General features: G+C 67.3%; 17 protein-coding genes and 1 pseudogene. 9 read left to right on the plus strand and 9 right to left on the minus strand.

What is annotated here, in order from left to right; all coding sequences use genetic code 11:
- Positions 1-27: 27 nt before the first annotated feature.
- Together bla and FOF45_RS01120 are read left to right on the plus strand one after the other, a co-directional pair.
- On the plus strand, positions 28-909 hold the full coding sequence (gene bla, locus FOF45_RS01115) for a subclass B3 metallo-beta-lactamase (RefSeq protein WP_158982197.1): 882 nt from the start codon (positions 28-30) through the stop codon (positions 907-909).
- Positions 909-1397, plus strand: a complete 489-nt coding sequence (locus tag FOF45_RS01120) for an NUDIX hydrolase (RefSeq protein ID WP_158982198.1) — start codon at positions 909-911, stop codon at positions 1395-1397. Before bla ends, FOF45_RS01120 begins: the two co-directional genes overlap by 1 nt.
- A 7-nt stretch (positions 1398-1404) precedes the next feature.
- Here the strand turns inward: FOF45_RS01120 and FOF45_RS01125 are convergent, their stop codons facing one another.
- The 3 genes from FOF45_RS01125 to FOF45_RS01135 are packed head-to-tail and all read right to left on the minus strand — an operon-like array spanning position 1405 to position 3689.
- A complete protein-coding gene (locus FOF45_RS01125; RefSeq protein ID WP_158982199.1) occupies positions 1405-1938 on the minus strand; it encodes an energy transducer TonB in 534 nt (177 codons plus the stop codon).
- Positions 1939-1979: 41 nt separating this feature from the next.
- On the minus strand, positions 1980-2396 hold the full coding sequence (locus FOF45_RS01130) for a GNAT family N-acetyltransferase (RefSeq protein ID WP_425481874.1): 417 nt from the start codon (positions 2394-2396) through the stop codon (positions 1980-1982).
- Complete coding sequence (locus FOF45_RS01135; protein ID WP_158982200.1) at positions 2397-3689, minus strand: dicarboxylate/amino acid:cation symporter; 1293 nt, start codon at positions 3687-3689, stop codon at positions 2397-2399.
- Positions 3690-3835: 146 nt separating this feature from the next.
- Between FOF45_RS01135 and FOF45_RS01140 the strand changes: the two genes are divergently transcribed.
- Positions 3836-5545 carry an alkaline phosphatase gene (locus FOF45_RS01140; RefSeq protein ID WP_158982201.1) on the plus strand — a complete coding sequence of 570 codons (1710 nt, stop codon included), beginning with the start codon at positions 3836-3838 and terminating at the stop codon, positions 5543-5545.
- 173 nt (positions 5546-5718) lie between these two features.
- Here FOF45_RS01140 and FOF45_RS01145 read toward each other — a convergent pair whose 3' ends face one another.
- Positions 5719-6171, minus strand: coding sequence for a CopD family protein (locus FOF45_RS01145; RefSeq protein ID WP_158982202.1), 453 nt, complete (start codon positions 6169-6171; stop codon positions 5719-5721).
- Positions 6172-6260: 89 nt separating this feature from the next.
- On the opposite strand from FOF45_RS01145, the gene FOF45_RS01150 reads away from it, so the two are divergent.
- The 3 genes from FOF45_RS01150 to FOF45_RS01160 all read left to right on the plus strand — a co-directional run bounded on the left by FOF45_RS01150 (position 6261) and on the right by FOF45_RS01160 (position 8556).
- A complete protein-coding gene (locus FOF45_RS01150; RefSeq protein WP_158982203.1) occupies positions 6261-6869 on the plus strand; it encodes a class I SAM-dependent DNA methyltransferase in 609 nt (202 codons plus the stop codon).
- Positions 6870-6954: 85 nt separating this feature from the next.
- Positions 6955-8220, plus strand: coding sequence for a polyhydroxyalkanoate depolymerase (locus tag FOF45_RS01155; RefSeq protein ID WP_158982204.1), 1266 nt, complete (start codon positions 6955-6957; stop codon positions 8218-8220).
- Positions 8221-8274: 54 nt separating this feature from the next.
- A complete protein-coding gene (locus tag FOF45_RS01160; protein ID WP_158982205.1) occupies positions 8275-8556 on the plus strand; it encodes a TFIIB-type zinc ribbon-containing protein in 282 nt (93 codons plus the stop codon).
- Between the two features lie 61 nt (positions 8557-8617).
- Here the strand turns inward: FOF45_RS01160 and FOF45_RS01165 are convergent, their stop codons facing one another.
- The 3 genes from FOF45_RS01165 to FOF45_RS01175 form a co-directional block, all read right to left on the minus strand.
- Positions 8618-8836 (minus strand): DUF6289 family protein, encoded by a 219-nt coding sequence (locus tag FOF45_RS01165; protein ID WP_158982206.1) that lies wholly within the window; start codon positions 8834-8836, stop codon positions 8618-8620.
- 125 nt (positions 8837-8961) lie between these two features.
- Positions 8962-9891, minus strand: a complete 930-nt coding sequence (locus FOF45_RS01170) for a sensor domain-containing protein (protein ID WP_233264020.1) — start codon at positions 9889-9891, stop codon at positions 8962-8964.
- Positions 9888-10253: a PadR family transcriptional regulator gene (locus FOF45_RS01175; RefSeq protein WP_158982208.1), complete on the minus strand. Its 366-nt coding sequence runs from the start codon at positions 10251-10253 to the stop codon at positions 9888-9890. The genes FOF45_RS01170 and FOF45_RS01175 overlap by 4 nt, the downstream gene beginning before the upstream one ends.
- A gap of 164 nt (positions 10254-10417) precedes the next feature.
- Here FOF45_RS01175 and FOF45_RS01180 point away from each other — a divergent pair, with 164 nt between their 5' ends.
- Together FOF45_RS01180 and FOF45_RS01185 are read left to right on the plus strand one after the other, a co-directional pair.
- Positions 10418-10906, plus strand: a complete 489-nt coding sequence (locus FOF45_RS01180; RefSeq protein WP_158982209.1) for a HupB — start codon at positions 10418-10420, stop codon at positions 10904-10906.
- Positions 10907-11035: 129 nt separating this feature from the next.
- A pseudogene (locus FOF45_RS01185) lies at positions 11036-11965 on the plus strand (peptidylprolyl isomerase); the annotation flags it as partial.
- A 99-nt stretch (positions 11966-12064) separates the two neighbouring features.
- On the opposite strand, the gene speG reads toward FOF45_RS01185, so the two are convergent.
- Positions 12065-12646 (minus strand): spermidine N1-acetyltransferase, encoded by a 582-nt coding sequence (gene speG / locus FOF45_RS01190; protein ID WP_158982210.1) that lies wholly within the window; start codon positions 12644-12646, stop codon positions 12065-12067.
- A gap of 115 nt (positions 12647-12761) precedes the next feature.
- Between speG and FOF45_RS01195 the strand changes: the two genes are divergently transcribed.
- Positions 12762-13052 (plus strand): hypothetical protein, encoded by a 291-nt coding sequence (locus FOF45_RS01195; RefSeq protein WP_158982211.1) that lies wholly within the window; start codon positions 12762-12764, stop codon positions 13050-13052.
- 4 nt (positions 13053-13056) lie between these two features.
- Here the strand turns inward: FOF45_RS01195 and FOF45_RS01200 are convergent, their stop codons facing one another.
- Positions 13057-13473: a hypothetical protein gene (locus FOF45_RS01200; RefSeq protein ID WP_158982212.1), complete on the minus strand. Its 417-nt coding sequence runs from the start codon at positions 13471-13473 to the stop codon at positions 13057-13059.
- Positions 13474-13620 lie beyond the last annotated feature (147 nt).

The raw sequence follows: 13620 nt of genomic DNA on the forward strand, positions 1-13620 counted from the left end.
CCCTCTCGCGACGCCCACGACGCCTCGATGCGCCCTTCCGTTGCCGTTTCCCTGCTGCTCGCCGCGCTGCTCCAGACGCCCGCCTTCGCCGCCGAATCGGTGCTGCCCCAGGCGCAGGCCTATGAATCGTCCGAATCGTGGCGTCGCGCGGTGGCGCCGTTCCAGATCGCCGATCGCACCTGGTACATCGGCACCGAAGGTCTGAGCGCTCTGCTGGTGAAGACCGACGCCGGCGCCGTGCTGATCGACGGCGGCCTGCCGCAGGCAGCGGACATGCTGCTCGAACGCATGCGCGCACTCGGCGTGGCGCCGTCGGACCTCAAGCTGATCCTTCACAGCCACGCGCATATCGACCACGCGGGTCCGATCGCCGCGATCCAGCGCGCCACCGGCGCACGCGTGGTGAGCAACGCCGAGTCGGCGGTGCTGCTCGCACGCGGCGGATTCGACGACCTGCACTTCGGCGACGGCATGCTGTTCCCGCCGGTGCACGTGGATCGCCTGGTGATGGACGGCGAGACCGTCGAGCTTGGCGGCGTGGTGTTCACCACGCATTTCACGCCGGCGCACACGCCCGGCAGCATGAGCTGGACCTGGACCGACGCGAAGGACGGCAAGCCGTTGCGCATCGCCTACGTCGACAGCCTCAGCGCACCGGGTTACCACCTGGTCGACAACGCGCGCTATCCGCACATCGTCGATGACTATCGTCGCGGCTTCACCGCCGTGCGTGCCCTGCCCTGCGACCTGTTGCTGACGCCGCATCCTGACGCAAGCGGCTGGAAGCTGGCCGAATCGAACACGCCGACCACGCTCACCTGCCGCGCCTACGCGGACAAGGCCGAGCGCGCGCTCGACAAGACCCTGCAGGAGCAGCGTCGCGCTCCGGCCAAGACGGACGCGCGCTGATGCCGTACACGCCCATCGTCGCCACGCTCGGCTACGTGCTTTCGCCCGACGGGCGCGAAGTGCTGATGGTCCACCGCAACGCACGACCCGACGACCACCAGCTCGGCAAGTACAACGGACTGGGCGGCAAGCTCGAACCCGACGAGGACGTCGTCGCCGGCATGCGCCGCGAACTCCTTGAGGAAGCCGGCATCGAATGCGATGCGATGCAGCTGCGCGGCACCATCAGCTGGCCCGGTTTCGGCAAGCACGGCGAGGACTGGCTCGGCTTCGTGTTCGTGGTCACGTCGTTCCGCGGCACGCCGCATTCGAGCAATCCCGAAGGCACGCTGGAATGGGTGCCGGTGGACCGCCTCGACGAACTGCCGATGTGGGAAGGCGACCGCAACTTCCTGCCGCTGGTGTTCGACGGCGACCCGCGCCCGTTCCACGGCGTGATGCCCTATCGCGACGGGCGCATGGTGTCGTGGTCTTACTCGCGCGTGTGACGCGCGCTTACTGCGACATGCGCACGCTGCCGCGTCCGTCCTTCTGTTCGAACACGAAGCGGTAGGTGAGGCTGACGGCCTGCGGGATTTCGCGATACCCGCCGCAGCTGCCCACGGTCTGCTCTTTCGTCTTCGCATCGGGAAACACGCAGCGCAGTCCCGGTTCGTAATGCCACTGCGCGACCGCGTGCGCAACCGCATCGAAGAACGCCGTATCGGCCGCGTCAAGCGCGGGGCATTCGGGCGGCTGCACTGCCGGCGTCGACGACATCACCGTGCCGGCTTCGTCGATCGCCACGCGCACGCACACCGCCTGTGACGGCAACTGCTGCGCGAGCAGCGCCGTCGGATACGCAGGCGACGGATTGGCTTCGTCTTCCAGCGGCACCAGGAAGGATTCGTTGTCGGCCAGCGTCATGCGCTGCGCCTGCGCGAACGCGCCGCTGATCTCGCGCATGCCGACCTGGCCTGAACGTGCGACGGACTCATCGGAAGCGACGGGTGCGCGCGTTGCGCAGCCGGCGAGCAGGAAAACAGCCACGATCCAGCCCCGGCGCATCGTCCTCATCCCTGAAGTGGCGGTCATTCGACCTGGTATTCCATGTTCACCGAATGCGGTGTCGTCTCGACGAATCCGTACTTCGCGTACAGATGCCTCGCGTCGCCGTCGGCGACCAGCGACACCACCGCCGAGGACGGCGCGTTCGTGCGAAGCCAAGCCATCAGCGCGCCCATGATGCGCTTGCCCAGGCCGCGCCCTTGCCACTTCGGATCGACGGCGATGTCGCTGACGATGAAGAAGCAGCCGCCATCGCCGATCACACGGCCCATCCCGACCACCGCGCCTTCGTGCAGCAGGCTCACGCCATGCAGCGTGTTCGCCAGTCCGCGTCGCGCGGCCTCGAGGCTGCGCGGCGCCATCCCGGCCTCGCTACGCAACCGGCAATAGTCCAACGGATCGGGAAAGCGCTCGACCAGCTCGATCGACGCGACGTCCACTCAGCCGCGCGCCTGGCCGACCTCGGCCTTCTCGCCTTCCGCGATGCCGAGGTTGCTCGAAGCGGCCTCGTACACATCGCGGTCGAGCAGTCCGGTTTCCTTCGCCACGATGACCGGTATCGCCATCTGGCCGGTGACGTTGGTCATCGTGCGCATCATGTCGAGCACGCGATCGATCGCGACGAGATAACCGATACCTTCCAGCGGCAGGCCCGCCGCCGAGAGCACCAGCGTCACCATCACGATCGCCGTACCGGGCACGCCGGCGGTGCCGAAGCTGCCGAGCACCGAGGCGAGCAGGATCGTGAAGTACTGGCTCGGCTCCAGGTGCAGGCCGAAGTACTGCGCGACGAACATCGACGTCAGCGCGGGATAGATCGCGCCGCAGCCGTCCATCTTGATGCTCGCACCCAGCGGCACGGCGAAGGCGGCGTAGTCCTTGTCCACGCCAAGGTTGTGCGTGACCGAGCGGATCGCCGCCGGCATCGCCGCGAAACTGGACGAGGCCACGAACGCGACCTGCATGCCCGGCGCGGCGCCGCGGAAGAACTTGAGCGGATTGAGTCCGTGCAGCGAGATGAGGCTGCCGTACACGAAGACGATGTGGATCGCGCACGCCAGGTACAGCGCCAACACGAACGTGCCCAGCGGCAGCAGCTTCTCGAACCCGTACGCGCCGACCAGCGAGGCGATCAGGCCGAACGTGCCCAGCGGGGTCATCTCCAGAACGAAGCGCGTGACCTGCACCATCGTGTCGCTGGCTTCGCCGACCAGCTTGCGCAGGCCCGCGACGCGCTCGCCGAGCTTGACCAGCGCGAACCCGACCAGTCCCGCGAACACGATCACCTGCAGGATCTTGCCTTCACTCAGTGCCTTGAACGGATTGGTCGGCACGACGTCCAGCAGCACCTGCAATGGCGAGGGCAGTTGCCGCACCGTGTAGTCCGGCGCCATCGTCAGTCCGCTCAATCCGCGACCGGGCTGCAGCACCCAGCCGACCAGCAGGCCGACGCCCACCGCCAGCGCAGCAGTGATCGCGAACCACACGAAGGTGCGTCCGCCCAGCGCGGCCACCGACTTCTGCCCGTGCAGGCTGCCGATCGCGTTCATCACCGCGAAGAACACCAGCGGCACGGCGATCATCTTGATCAGGGTGACGTAGATGGTGCCCAGCGGCGCGAACCAGACTTCCGCCGAATGGCCGAACACCCAGCCGGCCAGCGCGCCAAGCACGAAGCCCGCCAGCACGCGCTGCCAGAACGGAATGCGGAGCCAGGCCGAAACCAGCTTCATGGAACCTCTGCGCTTTACCAAACCTGTCGGCTTGGAACGATAGCCCACGGGACCGGGGGGTGCGAGACCGCCAATGCAACACCGGTGTCCCAGAGCTGCAATGACGCGGGCCATAATCGCGCTTTGCCTTCGCCATGACGGTCCCGATGTCCCGCCTGCCCCGCGCCAGCCTTCCCCTCGCCATCACGCTGCTCGCCAGCGCCTGCGCCAGCACCGGCGCGCCACCGGATTCCGCGCATACGCCGCATGCCGTCATCCACGAGGTGGACGTCCCGCAGATCCGTCATCCCGCTGGCGAAACGCCCGCGTGGTGGTTCCGCGACGGTGCCGCGCAGGCGGCCGAGCGCGGCGCGATGTCGGGCCAGGCGAAGAACGTGATCCTGTTCATCGGCGACGGCATGAGCCTCACCACCGTCGCGGCCGCACGCATCCTCGACGGCCAGCGCAAGGGCGGCCCGGGCGAGGAGAACCGCCTGAGCTGGGAGCGCTTCCCCGCGACCGCGCTCAGCAAGACCTACAACACCGATTCGCAGACGCCGGACTCGGCCGGCACGATGAGCGCGATGGCGACCGGCGTGAAGACGCGCGCCGGCGTGCTCAGCATCGGTCAGCAGGCCATGCGCAAGGACTGCGCGACCGCGCAGACCGTGCCGATGCTGACGTTGTGGGAGCTCGCCGCCAGCCGCGGTTTCGCCACCGGCGTGGTCACCACCACGCGCGTCACCCACGCCACGCCGGGCGCGACGTTCACCCATTCGGCCGATCGCAACTGGGAAAACGACACCGAGCTCACCGACGAAGCGAAGGCCGCCGGTTGCGTCGACATCGCGCGCCAGCTCGTGGAAACGCCGTTCGGCCACGGACCGGACGTGCTAATGGGCGGCGGCCGCAAGAATTTCATGCCGGCGCAGGAGCGCGATCCGGAATACGACGACAAGGTCGGCGAGCGCCTCGACGGCCGCGATCTCGTCGCGCAATGGAAGCAGCGCCATCCTGACGGCACTTACGTGTGGAACGCGCGCCAGCTCGCCGATGCGCCGGCGCGCGGACCGCTGCTGGGTCTGTTCGAACCCGACCACATGCAGTTCTCGCACGACCGTCCGCGCGACGGTGCTGGCGAACCCACGCTCGCGGAGATGACGCGCGCGGCGATCGCGCGGTTGCAGCAGAACCCGAAGGGCTACGTGCTGCTGGTCGAAGGCGGCCGCATCGACCATGCGCACCACTACGGCAACGCGTACCGTGCGCTCACCGACACCATCGCGCTGAGCGAGGCGGTGCAAGCCGCGGCCGATGCGACGTCCGCGCAGGACACGCTGATCCTGGTCACCGCCGATCACGCGCACACGCTGAGCTTCGTCGGCTATCCGCGTCGCGGCAATCCGATCTTCGACAAGGTGCGCGGCAGCAGTGGCGAGGACGGCGAGAACGGCGCGTACGCGCTCGACCAGCTCGGTCTGCCCTACACCACGCTCAGCTACAGCAACGGTCCGGGCTACGTCGGCGAGAGCGCGCAGCAGCCGGAAGGTCCGAAGCACTTCCTGCACAGCTCGAGCGGCGTGCAGGTGCCGAAGAAGGGCCGCCCCGACCTGCGCAACGTCGACACGCAGGACCCGGATTACCTGCAGGAAGCGTTGGTGCCGACCGCGGCCGAATCGCACGGCGGCGACGACGTCGGCATCTGGGCGCGCGGTCCCGGCAGCGAGGCGGTGCGTGGCAGCGTCGAGCAGAACACGATCTTCCACTTCCTGCTGCAGGCGATGCCCGCGCTGCGCACCGAGCTGTGCAAGGCCGGCGATTGCGAAGACGGCGTGCCGGTGACGCTGCCGGATCCGTCGAAGTTCCGGGGTTCGTGACCGCAAGGGAGCGCCATCCCGCACGGACGGCGCTTCGCTTCAGTTGTCATCCCCGCGAAGGCGGGGATCACACGTTCCGGCGCCTCACGCTCTCCGGAAAACTTGATTCATGCATGCGTGGATTCCCGCCTTCGCGGGAATGACGGCGAAAAGCGAACCGTCGTTTCGCGAACTCAGAACGGTTTGGCCAGCACCAGGTAGACGATCGCGATCAGCAGGAACACCGGCAGCTCGTTGAACCAGCGCAGCGCCTTCGACGACGGCAGCGCGCGACCCGCGTCCACACCCTTGAGCCAGCGGCCGCTGACGATGAAATGCGCCAGCATCAGCACGACCAGCAGCAGCTTGGCGTGCAGCCAGCCGCTGCCCGGCGCGACCATCGTCGGGAACGACGACACCACGCGGTAGCCCAGCCACAGCACCAGCCCGAACGCGAACGCCAGGCCGAACATCATGTGGCCGAAGCGGTACAGGCGACGCCCCATCAGCACCAGGCGCGCACGCACGGCAGGTTCGTCGCCGGCCTCGGCGAGGTTGACCAGGATGCGCGGCAGGTAGAACACGCCACCCATCCACGCCATCACGAACACGACATGGGCGGTCTTGATCCAGAAATAGGCGGTCATCGCTGTCCTCGAATGTGTCGGGCGGTCGTCGTGGCGCGATAGCATGGCACGTCGCGCGCCACGCGCAGAACCGCACGCATCCATCGCCCATGAGCAAACAGTACGACCAGGCCTATTTCGAACGCTGGTACCGCGATCCTTCGAAGAAGGACCACGCGGTCGGCAGCAGCGTGCGGCTGACGCGCAAGGTCGCGCTGGCCGTCGCCACCGCGGAGTACTACCTGGAACGTCCGATCCGCACCGTCCTCGATATCGGTTGCGGCGAAGGCGCATGGCGCGCACCGTTGCTCAAGCTGCGACCGAAGCTGCGCTACCTGGGCTTCGACAGCAGCGAGTACGCGATCGCGCGTTATGGCGCACGACGCAACCTGCACCGCGCGCCGTTCGCCGACTTCGCCCATCTGCGGCCGTGCCCGCCGGTGGACCTGCTGGTGTGCAGCGATGTGCTGCATTACCTCGACACGCGCGAGATCGATCGCGGCCTGCCCGGCCTGGCCGAACTCTGCGGTGGTCTCGCGTTCCTGGAGACCTTCACCCGCGAGGACGAGACCGACGGCGACGACGTCGGCTTCAAGCCGCGCCCTGCGCGCTTCTATCGCCAGCGCTTCGAGGCCGCGGGCTTCACCCCGCTGGGCTCGCACCTGTGGCTCGCGCCGGGGCTGGAGGATCGCCTCGTCGCGCTGGAACGCCCCGGCTGACCCCATTCACCCGCCTGCCCCTCCCTTCCGCTATGCTGCGGCGCAGCATGCCGCCCACCCCGGGCGCGCACACCGGATCCGACTGATGCTCTATCAGCTGCATGAACTGGGACGCGCATGGATGGCGCCGATGACGTATTGGGCGGAGGCCAGCGCGAAGATGTTCGGCCAGCAGGGTGGCTGGTTGTCGTCCATGCCCGGCGCGGCGCAGGCGGCCGCGGGCTGGGAGCTGCTATACCGCATCGGCAAGGACTACGAGAAGCCGGAGTTCGGCATCCACTCCATCGACATCGATGGCGCGGTGTATCCGGTGATCGAGCGCGAGATGCTGCGCAAGCCGTTCTGCCGGCTGCTGCGTTTCAAGCGCTACACCGACGACGCCGGCAACCTGCGCGATCTGAAGGACGATCCGCCGGTGCTGGTCGTCGCGCCGCTGTCCGGCCACCACTCCACGCTGCTGCGCGACACCGTGCGCACGCTGCTGCGCGACCACAAGGTCTACATCACCGACTGGGTCGACGCGCGCATGGTGCCGACGGAGGAAGGCGCGTTCTCGCTCGACGACTACGTCGAGTACGTGCAGGAGTTCATCCGCCTGATCGGTGCCGAATCGCTGCACGTGATCAGCGTGTGCCAGCCGACCGTGCCGGTGCTCGCCGCGATCTCGCTGATGGCCGGCCGCGGCGAAGCGACGCCCCGTTCGATGGTGATGATGGGCGGGCCGATCGACACGCGCGAGAACCCGACCAAGGTCAACGACCTCGCCACGCACAAGCCGCTGTCGTGGTTCCAGGACCACCTGATCCACCACGTGCCGCCGAACTACCCCGGCCACGGCCGTCGCGTTTATCCGGGTTTCCTGCAGCACAGCGGCTTCGTCGCGATGAACCCCGAACGGCATTTCCAGTCGCACTGGGACTTCTACCTCGACCTGGTCAAGGGCGACCTCGACGACGCCGCCGCGCACCGCCGCTTCTACGACGAATACAACGCGGTGCTGGACATGCCCGCCGAGTACTACCTCGACACGGTGCGCATCGTGTTCCAGGAACACCTGCTGCCGCGTGGCCTGTGGGACGTGCGCGGCGAGCGCGTGGACCCGTCGAAGATCCACGGCACCGCGCTGCTCACCATCGAGGGCGAACTCGACGACATCTCCGGCCAGGGCCAGACCCGCGCCGCGCACGCGCTGTGCAGCGGCATCGCCGAATCCGATCGCGAGCACCTCACGGTGAAGGGCGCCGGCCACTACGGCATCTTCAGCGGCCGTCGCTGGCGCACGCAGGTGTATCCGCAGGTGCGCGACTTCATCGCAGGACATGCTGAACGGAACGACGCACCGCCCGCTTGATCCCGGACCCGCAACCCCGAGATCATCGGTTCAACCGATGCGAGGAGTTTCATCATGGATTGTCCCGTGTGCCGCGACGTCAAACTGGCGATGACCGATCGCCAGGGCATCGAGATCGACTACTGCCCGCAATGCCGCGGCGTCTGGCTGGATCGCGGTGAACTCGACAAGCTGATCGAACGCGCCTCGGCGGAAACACCTCGCGCGGCGCAACCGCCGCCGCCCCCGCCGCAGCGCGATCAGCGACCGCACGATCCGCATCCGCACTACAGCGCACACGATCCGTACCGGCACAAGAAGAAAAAGAACCTGCTCGGCGAGCTGTTCGATTTCTGATCCACGAAGACGAAGCCCCGCATGCGCGGGGCTTCGTCGTTCGATGGCGCCTCGCGATCGCTCAGCTCGACGCGCGGCAGCCCTGGATGAACACCTTGTTCGGCGTCTCCACGCCCCAGCGTCCATCGAGTTCGCGGCAACCCGCCGTCCACGAACCGACGAGCGCACCTTCATCGTCGTAGTACAGCCACGTGCCCTGCCAGCTGGCGGTGGCGCTGAACGAGGTCGACGCCGTCATCGCGACGAGGGCGGCCAGTGCGAAGGTCCTGATACGACGCATGTCTCATCTCCTTTGATTGGTCGCGGCAAGCTTCCCGCGACCGAACCGTAGGCGATGAATCCCGCGCGTTCTGTTAACCAGCCCGCAATCCGCGCGTGAACGTGTCTTCACACGCTCGCCTTCACTCAGCTGTACTGCGCCGACTTCACCAGCATGTGCTTGGCCAGCAGTCCGTGCAGATGGCCGACCAGGCGCGCGGCGTGCAGCGTGAGGAACAGCAGCACCACGCCGACGACCACCGCGATGGGCAGGATCCAGGGCTCGCTCACCGGCACGCCGTCGAGGTACAGGTTGCTGCCGAACCCGAACAGCACCGCCAGCGGCGCGGCGATCAGCGACAGCGAGACGGTCAGGCCGACCACCGCGACGACGAAGTACACGATGCCCAGCGGCAGCATCATCAGGAAATACAGCTGCGTCGCCCACACGCGCGGATCGGTGAACAGCTCGCCGATGCGCGTGAGCAGCGGCTGGCCGCGGCTGCTGTAGAGCGGGCGTCGCGGCATGCGTTCGCCGAGCATCGTCTCGACGATGCGGCCTTCGACCAGCGACAGGATCCGCACCGATCCGAAGTACAGGATCACGAACGGAATGCCGATGATCAGCACCGCCAGGCCCGCCGACATGGAGATGCCGGTGACGACCCAGGTGAAGTAGAAGATGCCCGTCGCCAGCGACAGCAGCATGTAGAACAGCGCCGCGTACGTGCGCGGTTCCGCGATCACGCCGAAGAACTTGCCCGCCCACGACTTGCGGGGCGTCGGCGCCGGTGCACGCAGCGCGGTCTGCACCTTCACTTCGGTGTCGCGGTAGATGTCGGCGACCTCGTCGGGCGCGCCGTAACTGCCGGCGACGGCGACGATCACTTCGGCTTCGCTGCGGCCCGGATTCTCGGCGAGTTCCGAACGCAGGTATTCCTCGGCGTCGTAGAGTGCGTCCTGCACCAGCGCCGGATCGGCGCCGGCCAGCGAACGCCGCAGGTGGTCGAGGTATTCGGGGATCGTCGTCGGCAGGCCGGCGCGAGGAGTGGCGTTGCTGGGATCGAACGCGTTCATGAGTGGAGTCCCTGCAGGACGGAATCGACGGAGTCGCGGGTGGCACGCCAGGCATCGGCCCATTGCTGGAGCACGGCCTGGCCGGTATCGGTGATGCGGTAGTAGCGGCGCGGCGGACCGGACATCGACGGCTCGACGTGGCTGTCGAGCAGGCCCGCGCCTTCCAGGTTGCGCAGGACGGGATACAGCGCGCTCTGCTTGCCGCTGAGGACGCCGCCGTCGATGCGTTCGAGCTGCTTGGCGATCTGGTAGCCGTACATCGCTTCACCCGTGGATGCCAGTACGGCCAGCAGTGCCAGCGAGACCGTGCCGGAACTGAGCTCTTTCTGGAATTTGCGCAGCTGGGTATCGAGGTCGGTCATGGCGGTACCGGGGGATCCAGGCGTCCTGCCGCTAGGTTGATGATCACACTACTGGCAAGTTCCATATACCGAACCTGCCATTAGTCACGGCCTTGCCGCTGCGTGCACCGCCCGGCTGGTACCAAGCGGGAGCCGTTCCGGTTTCCGCGGCGAGGAATGCAGTCATGCCCAGAGGCGACAAATCCGCCTACACCGACAAGCAGAAGCGCCAGGCGGAACACATCGAGGACAGCGAGCGCGAGCAGGGACGGTCCGAAGAGGACGCGGAGCGCATCGCCTGGGCCACGGTCAACAAGCAGGACGGCGGCGGCCTGAAGAAACGGGCGAAGAAGACTGCCAGAAAGGCGACGAAGGACCGCAAGTCGACGAAGAAGGCTACGAAAAAGGCCGCGAAGAAGGCGACGAATAAGGCTGTCCGCAAGACGGCGAAGAAGGCTGCGAAGAAGACGGCACGCAAGTCGGCCACGAAGAAGGCCACCAAAAAAGCCACGAAGAACGCCGTCCGCAAGACCGCGAGGAAGGTTGCGAAGAAGACCGCACGCAAGGCCACGAAGAAGACCACGAAGAAGGCGGCCCGGAAGACCGTCCGCAAGTCGCCCGCGCGCAGCGCGGCGGCGCGGGCCCGGGCGAAGCGCAATGGCGCGTCGGCCTGACGACGGGTCGCGATGGCCGGTCCCCTGATCGCCGTCACGTTCCCACCGCGGAGGGCTGGTCGCGCGCGCGCGTCCGGGCCAGAATCCGCCTGTTCATGCAACCGGATCAAGGGGAAATCCGTCGTGTCCATGCCGCGTAAGTGGTCGTCCACCCTGCTCTGCACCGCGCTGCTCGCGACCCTCGGCGTCGCTCACGCGGCCGGCGAGGATGCGTTGCCCGGCGCCAAGCCGCGCTCCATGCAGGAAATCCTCGACGCCTCCAAGCCGGGCGACTGGCGCACTCCGGATGCGAAGAACCTGATCTACCTCGACCTCGACAGCGGTCGCGTGCTGATCGAACTGGCGCCGGCGTTCGCGCCCGCGCACGTCGCCAATATCCGCGCGCTCGCCAAGAACGGCTACTGGAACGGCATGAGCGTCAACCGCTCGCAGGACAACTTCGTCGTGCAGTGGGGCGATCCGGCGCAGGAAGACAAGGATCGCAAACCGCTCGGCCGCGGCACCAAGGCCAAGCTGCCGGCGGAATTCGCGCGCAAGGCGCAGGGACTCGCGTTCGACAAGTTGCCGGACGTGGACGGCTGGGCGCCGGAAGTCGGCTTCGTCGGCGGCTTCCCCGCCGGCCGCGATCCCGCCGCGGACACCGCCTGGCTCGCGCACTGCTACGGCGCGGTCGGCGCGGGACGCGACGTCGCCGCCGATTCCAGCAACGGCACCGAACTCTACGTCGTGACCGGGCAATCGCCGCGCCAGCTCGACCGCAACATCACCGTGGTCGGCCGCGTACTGCAGGGCATGGAACTGCTGTCCGTGCTGCCGCGCGGCACCGGCCCGCTGGGCTTCTACGAGCAACCGTCGCAGCGCGTGCCGATCAAGTCGATCCGCCTCGCCTCGGAATTGCCGAAGAAGGAGCGCACGTCGATCGAAGTGCTGCGCACCGACACGCCGCTGTTCAACGAACTGGTCGAAGCGCGGCGCAACCGTCGCGACGAGTGGTACAAGCACATGGCCGGCCACATCGACCTGTGCAATGTTCCGCTGCCCACGCGTGCTCCGCCGGCCAAGCCGGTGGCGGAACCGAAGGCCAAGGCGAAAGCGAAGGCGAAGCCCCGCAGCGCGCGCGCCGGCCGCGCCGGTTCGACTTCGCGGAAGTAAGCCGCCTCAGCGCGGCGCGGTGCGTTCCTCGCCGGGATCCGGCCGGCGCACCGCGTCGTCGTGCTTCAGCGCCTCGTGCTGGAACAGGCACATGCGCACCACGTCGTGGTAGCGACCGTCGCTGAAGAACTCGTCGATCAGCACGCCCTCCCGACGGAACCCCGCGTCCTCGTAGATGCGGATCGCGCGCGCGTTGTCGACATCGACCAGCAGGTAGAGCTTGTACAGGTTGAGCATGCGGAACGCGTAGTTGATCGCCAGCCGCGTCGCCGCGCGCGCGTAGCCGCGCCCCTGCTGTTCGGGCGAGATCATGATCAGAAACTCCGCACGCCGGTGCAGCTGATCGATCTCCACCAGCTCGACCAGTCCGACGCGTTCGTGACCGGCGTCCTCGACGATGAAGCGACGTTCCGACTGGTCGTGGATGTGCTTGCGGTACAGCTCTTCCAGCTCGACGAAGGATTCGTACGGTTCCTCGAACCAGTAGCCCATCACGCTGCGGTTGTTGTTCAGCACGTGCACGAAGTGGAGGTCGCCGCGTTCGAGCGGACGCAGGCCGACGCCGGGCGAAGTGGTCATCGTGTTCATGCGTCCACCCTACTCCGGTGGCATGACAGTGCGCCATGCCGCGCCATCACACGGTCTTTCGCGGGCGCTCAATAGCCTGCGGACGAGGCTCCATTCCGCCGAAGAGACCCTTGCCATGCCATTGATGCGCCTTCGAGTGACCGGCAGCGACGACGATGTCCGCGCCATCGCCAACCTGCTCACCAGTCTGGACGGCATCGAGCACATCGAGGAAGTCGATGACCTGATGCCGCACATGGACGACGACGATTCCAGTTCGGCGGGACTCCCCGACGACCAGGGGCCGGGACAGCATTCGCTCGAGATCGACGCGCCCAACCTGGCCACGGCCAACCGCGTGCGCGACGCGGTGGAAGCGCTGGCCTTCGACCTGGATGTGCTGGTCGAATTCGACAGCGAGGACTGATCCGCTACAGCAATCCGTACTCGCGCCGCCGCCGGACGCGGAAACACACGCGCACGTCACCCTGGTCGATCGCCACCAGGTGCATCGCGTAGCCGCCGGCCTGGTCGGTGAGCCAGCTGAACACGGGGAACGTCAGGCCCCTCAGCGAGACGGCCGGCGGGCCGTGCTCATCGACGAGATCGTGCAAGGGACGCAGGCTGAGTTCGACGGCGCCAACGAGCGTGCCGGCTCCGATCATCAACACCATCAATGGCTCGACCAGATCGCGCTCGCCTTCGGGCAGGGCATGCAGCGCGTGGAACTTGTCCGTGCCCGTCGGCGCGAGCGCGACGACGAGACTGCGTTCGCTGGCATGGCGATGACCGCAGGCAAGGCATTGATGGCGTCGCTGCGTGCCACCGCACATCCACAGCGTACGCATCTCGATGCCACCGCAGCGCGGGCAGGATCGACGCCTGCCCACATGTCCGATACCCGCCATCGCTTCGCCCCGCACGCTTCTTCGTGAGGGCATGGTCGGCAGGCGCGGCAGCGCCCGGAATCAGATGCGTCCTATTTGTCCCCTCGC

Origin of the sequence: Lysobacter panacisoli, from assembly GCF_009765165.1 — a bacterium.
GTDB lineage: Bacteria > Pseudomonadota > Gammaproteobacteria > Xanthomonadales > Xanthomonadaceae > Lysobacter_J > Lysobacter_J panacisoli.

Coding starts and splice junctions, on each gene's coding strand:
- bla (WP_158982197.1), top strand. CDS start 28: ATGCGCCCTTCCGTTGCCGTTTCCCTGCTGCTCGCCGCGCTGCTCCAG.
- FOF45_RS01120 (WP_158982198.1), top strand. CDS start 909: ATGCCGTACACGCCCATCGTCGCCACGCTCGGCTACGTGCTTTCGCCC.
- FOF45_RS01135 (WP_158982200.1), bottom strand. CDS start 3,689: ATGAAGCTGGTTTCGGCCTGGCTCCGCATTCCGTTCTGGCAGCGCGTG.
- FOF45_RS01140 (WP_158982201.1), top strand. CDS start 3,836: ATGTCCCGCCTGCCCCGCGCCAGCCTTCCCCTCGCCATCACGCTGCTC.
- FOF45_RS01145 (WP_158982202.1), bottom strand. CDS start 6,171: ATGACCGCCTATTTCTGGATCAAGACCGCCCATGTCGTGTTCGTGATG.
- FOF45_RS01150 (WP_158982203.1), top strand. CDS start 6,261: ATGAGCAAACAGTACGACCAGGCCTATTTCGAACGCTGGTACCGCGAT.
- FOF45_RS01155 (WP_158982204.1), top strand. CDS start 6,955: ATGCTCTATCAGCTGCATGAACTGGGACGCGCATGGATGGCGCCGATG.
- FOF45_RS01160 (WP_158982205.1), top strand. CDS start 8,275: ATGGATTGTCCCGTGTGCCGCGACGTCAAACTGGCGATGACCGATCGC.
- FOF45_RS01165 (WP_158982206.1), bottom strand. CDS start 8,836: ATGCGTCGTATCAGGACCTTCGCACTGGCCGCCCTCGTCGCGATGACG.
- FOF45_RS01170 (WP_233264020.1), bottom strand. CDS start 9,891: ATGAACGCGTTCGATCCCAGCAACGCCACTCCTCGCGCCGGCCTGCCG.
- FOF45_RS01175 (WP_158982208.1), bottom strand. CDS start 10,253: ATGACCGACCTCGATACCCAGCTGCGCAAATTCCAGAAAGAGCTCAGT.
- FOF45_RS01180 (WP_158982209.1), top strand. CDS start 10,418: ATGCCCAGAGGCGACAAATCCGCCTACACCGACAAGCAGAAGCGCCAG.
- speG (WP_158982210.1), bottom strand. CDS start 12,646: ATGAACACGATGACCACTTCGCCCGGCGTCGGCCTGCGTCCGCTCGAA.
- FOF45_RS01195 (WP_158982211.1), top strand. CDS start 12,762: ATGCCATTGATGCGCCTTCGAGTGACCGGCAGCGACGACGATGTCCGC.
- FOF45_RS01200 (WP_158982212.1), bottom strand. CDS start 13,473: ATGCGTACGCTGTGGATGTGCGGTGGCACGCAGCGACGCCATCAATGC.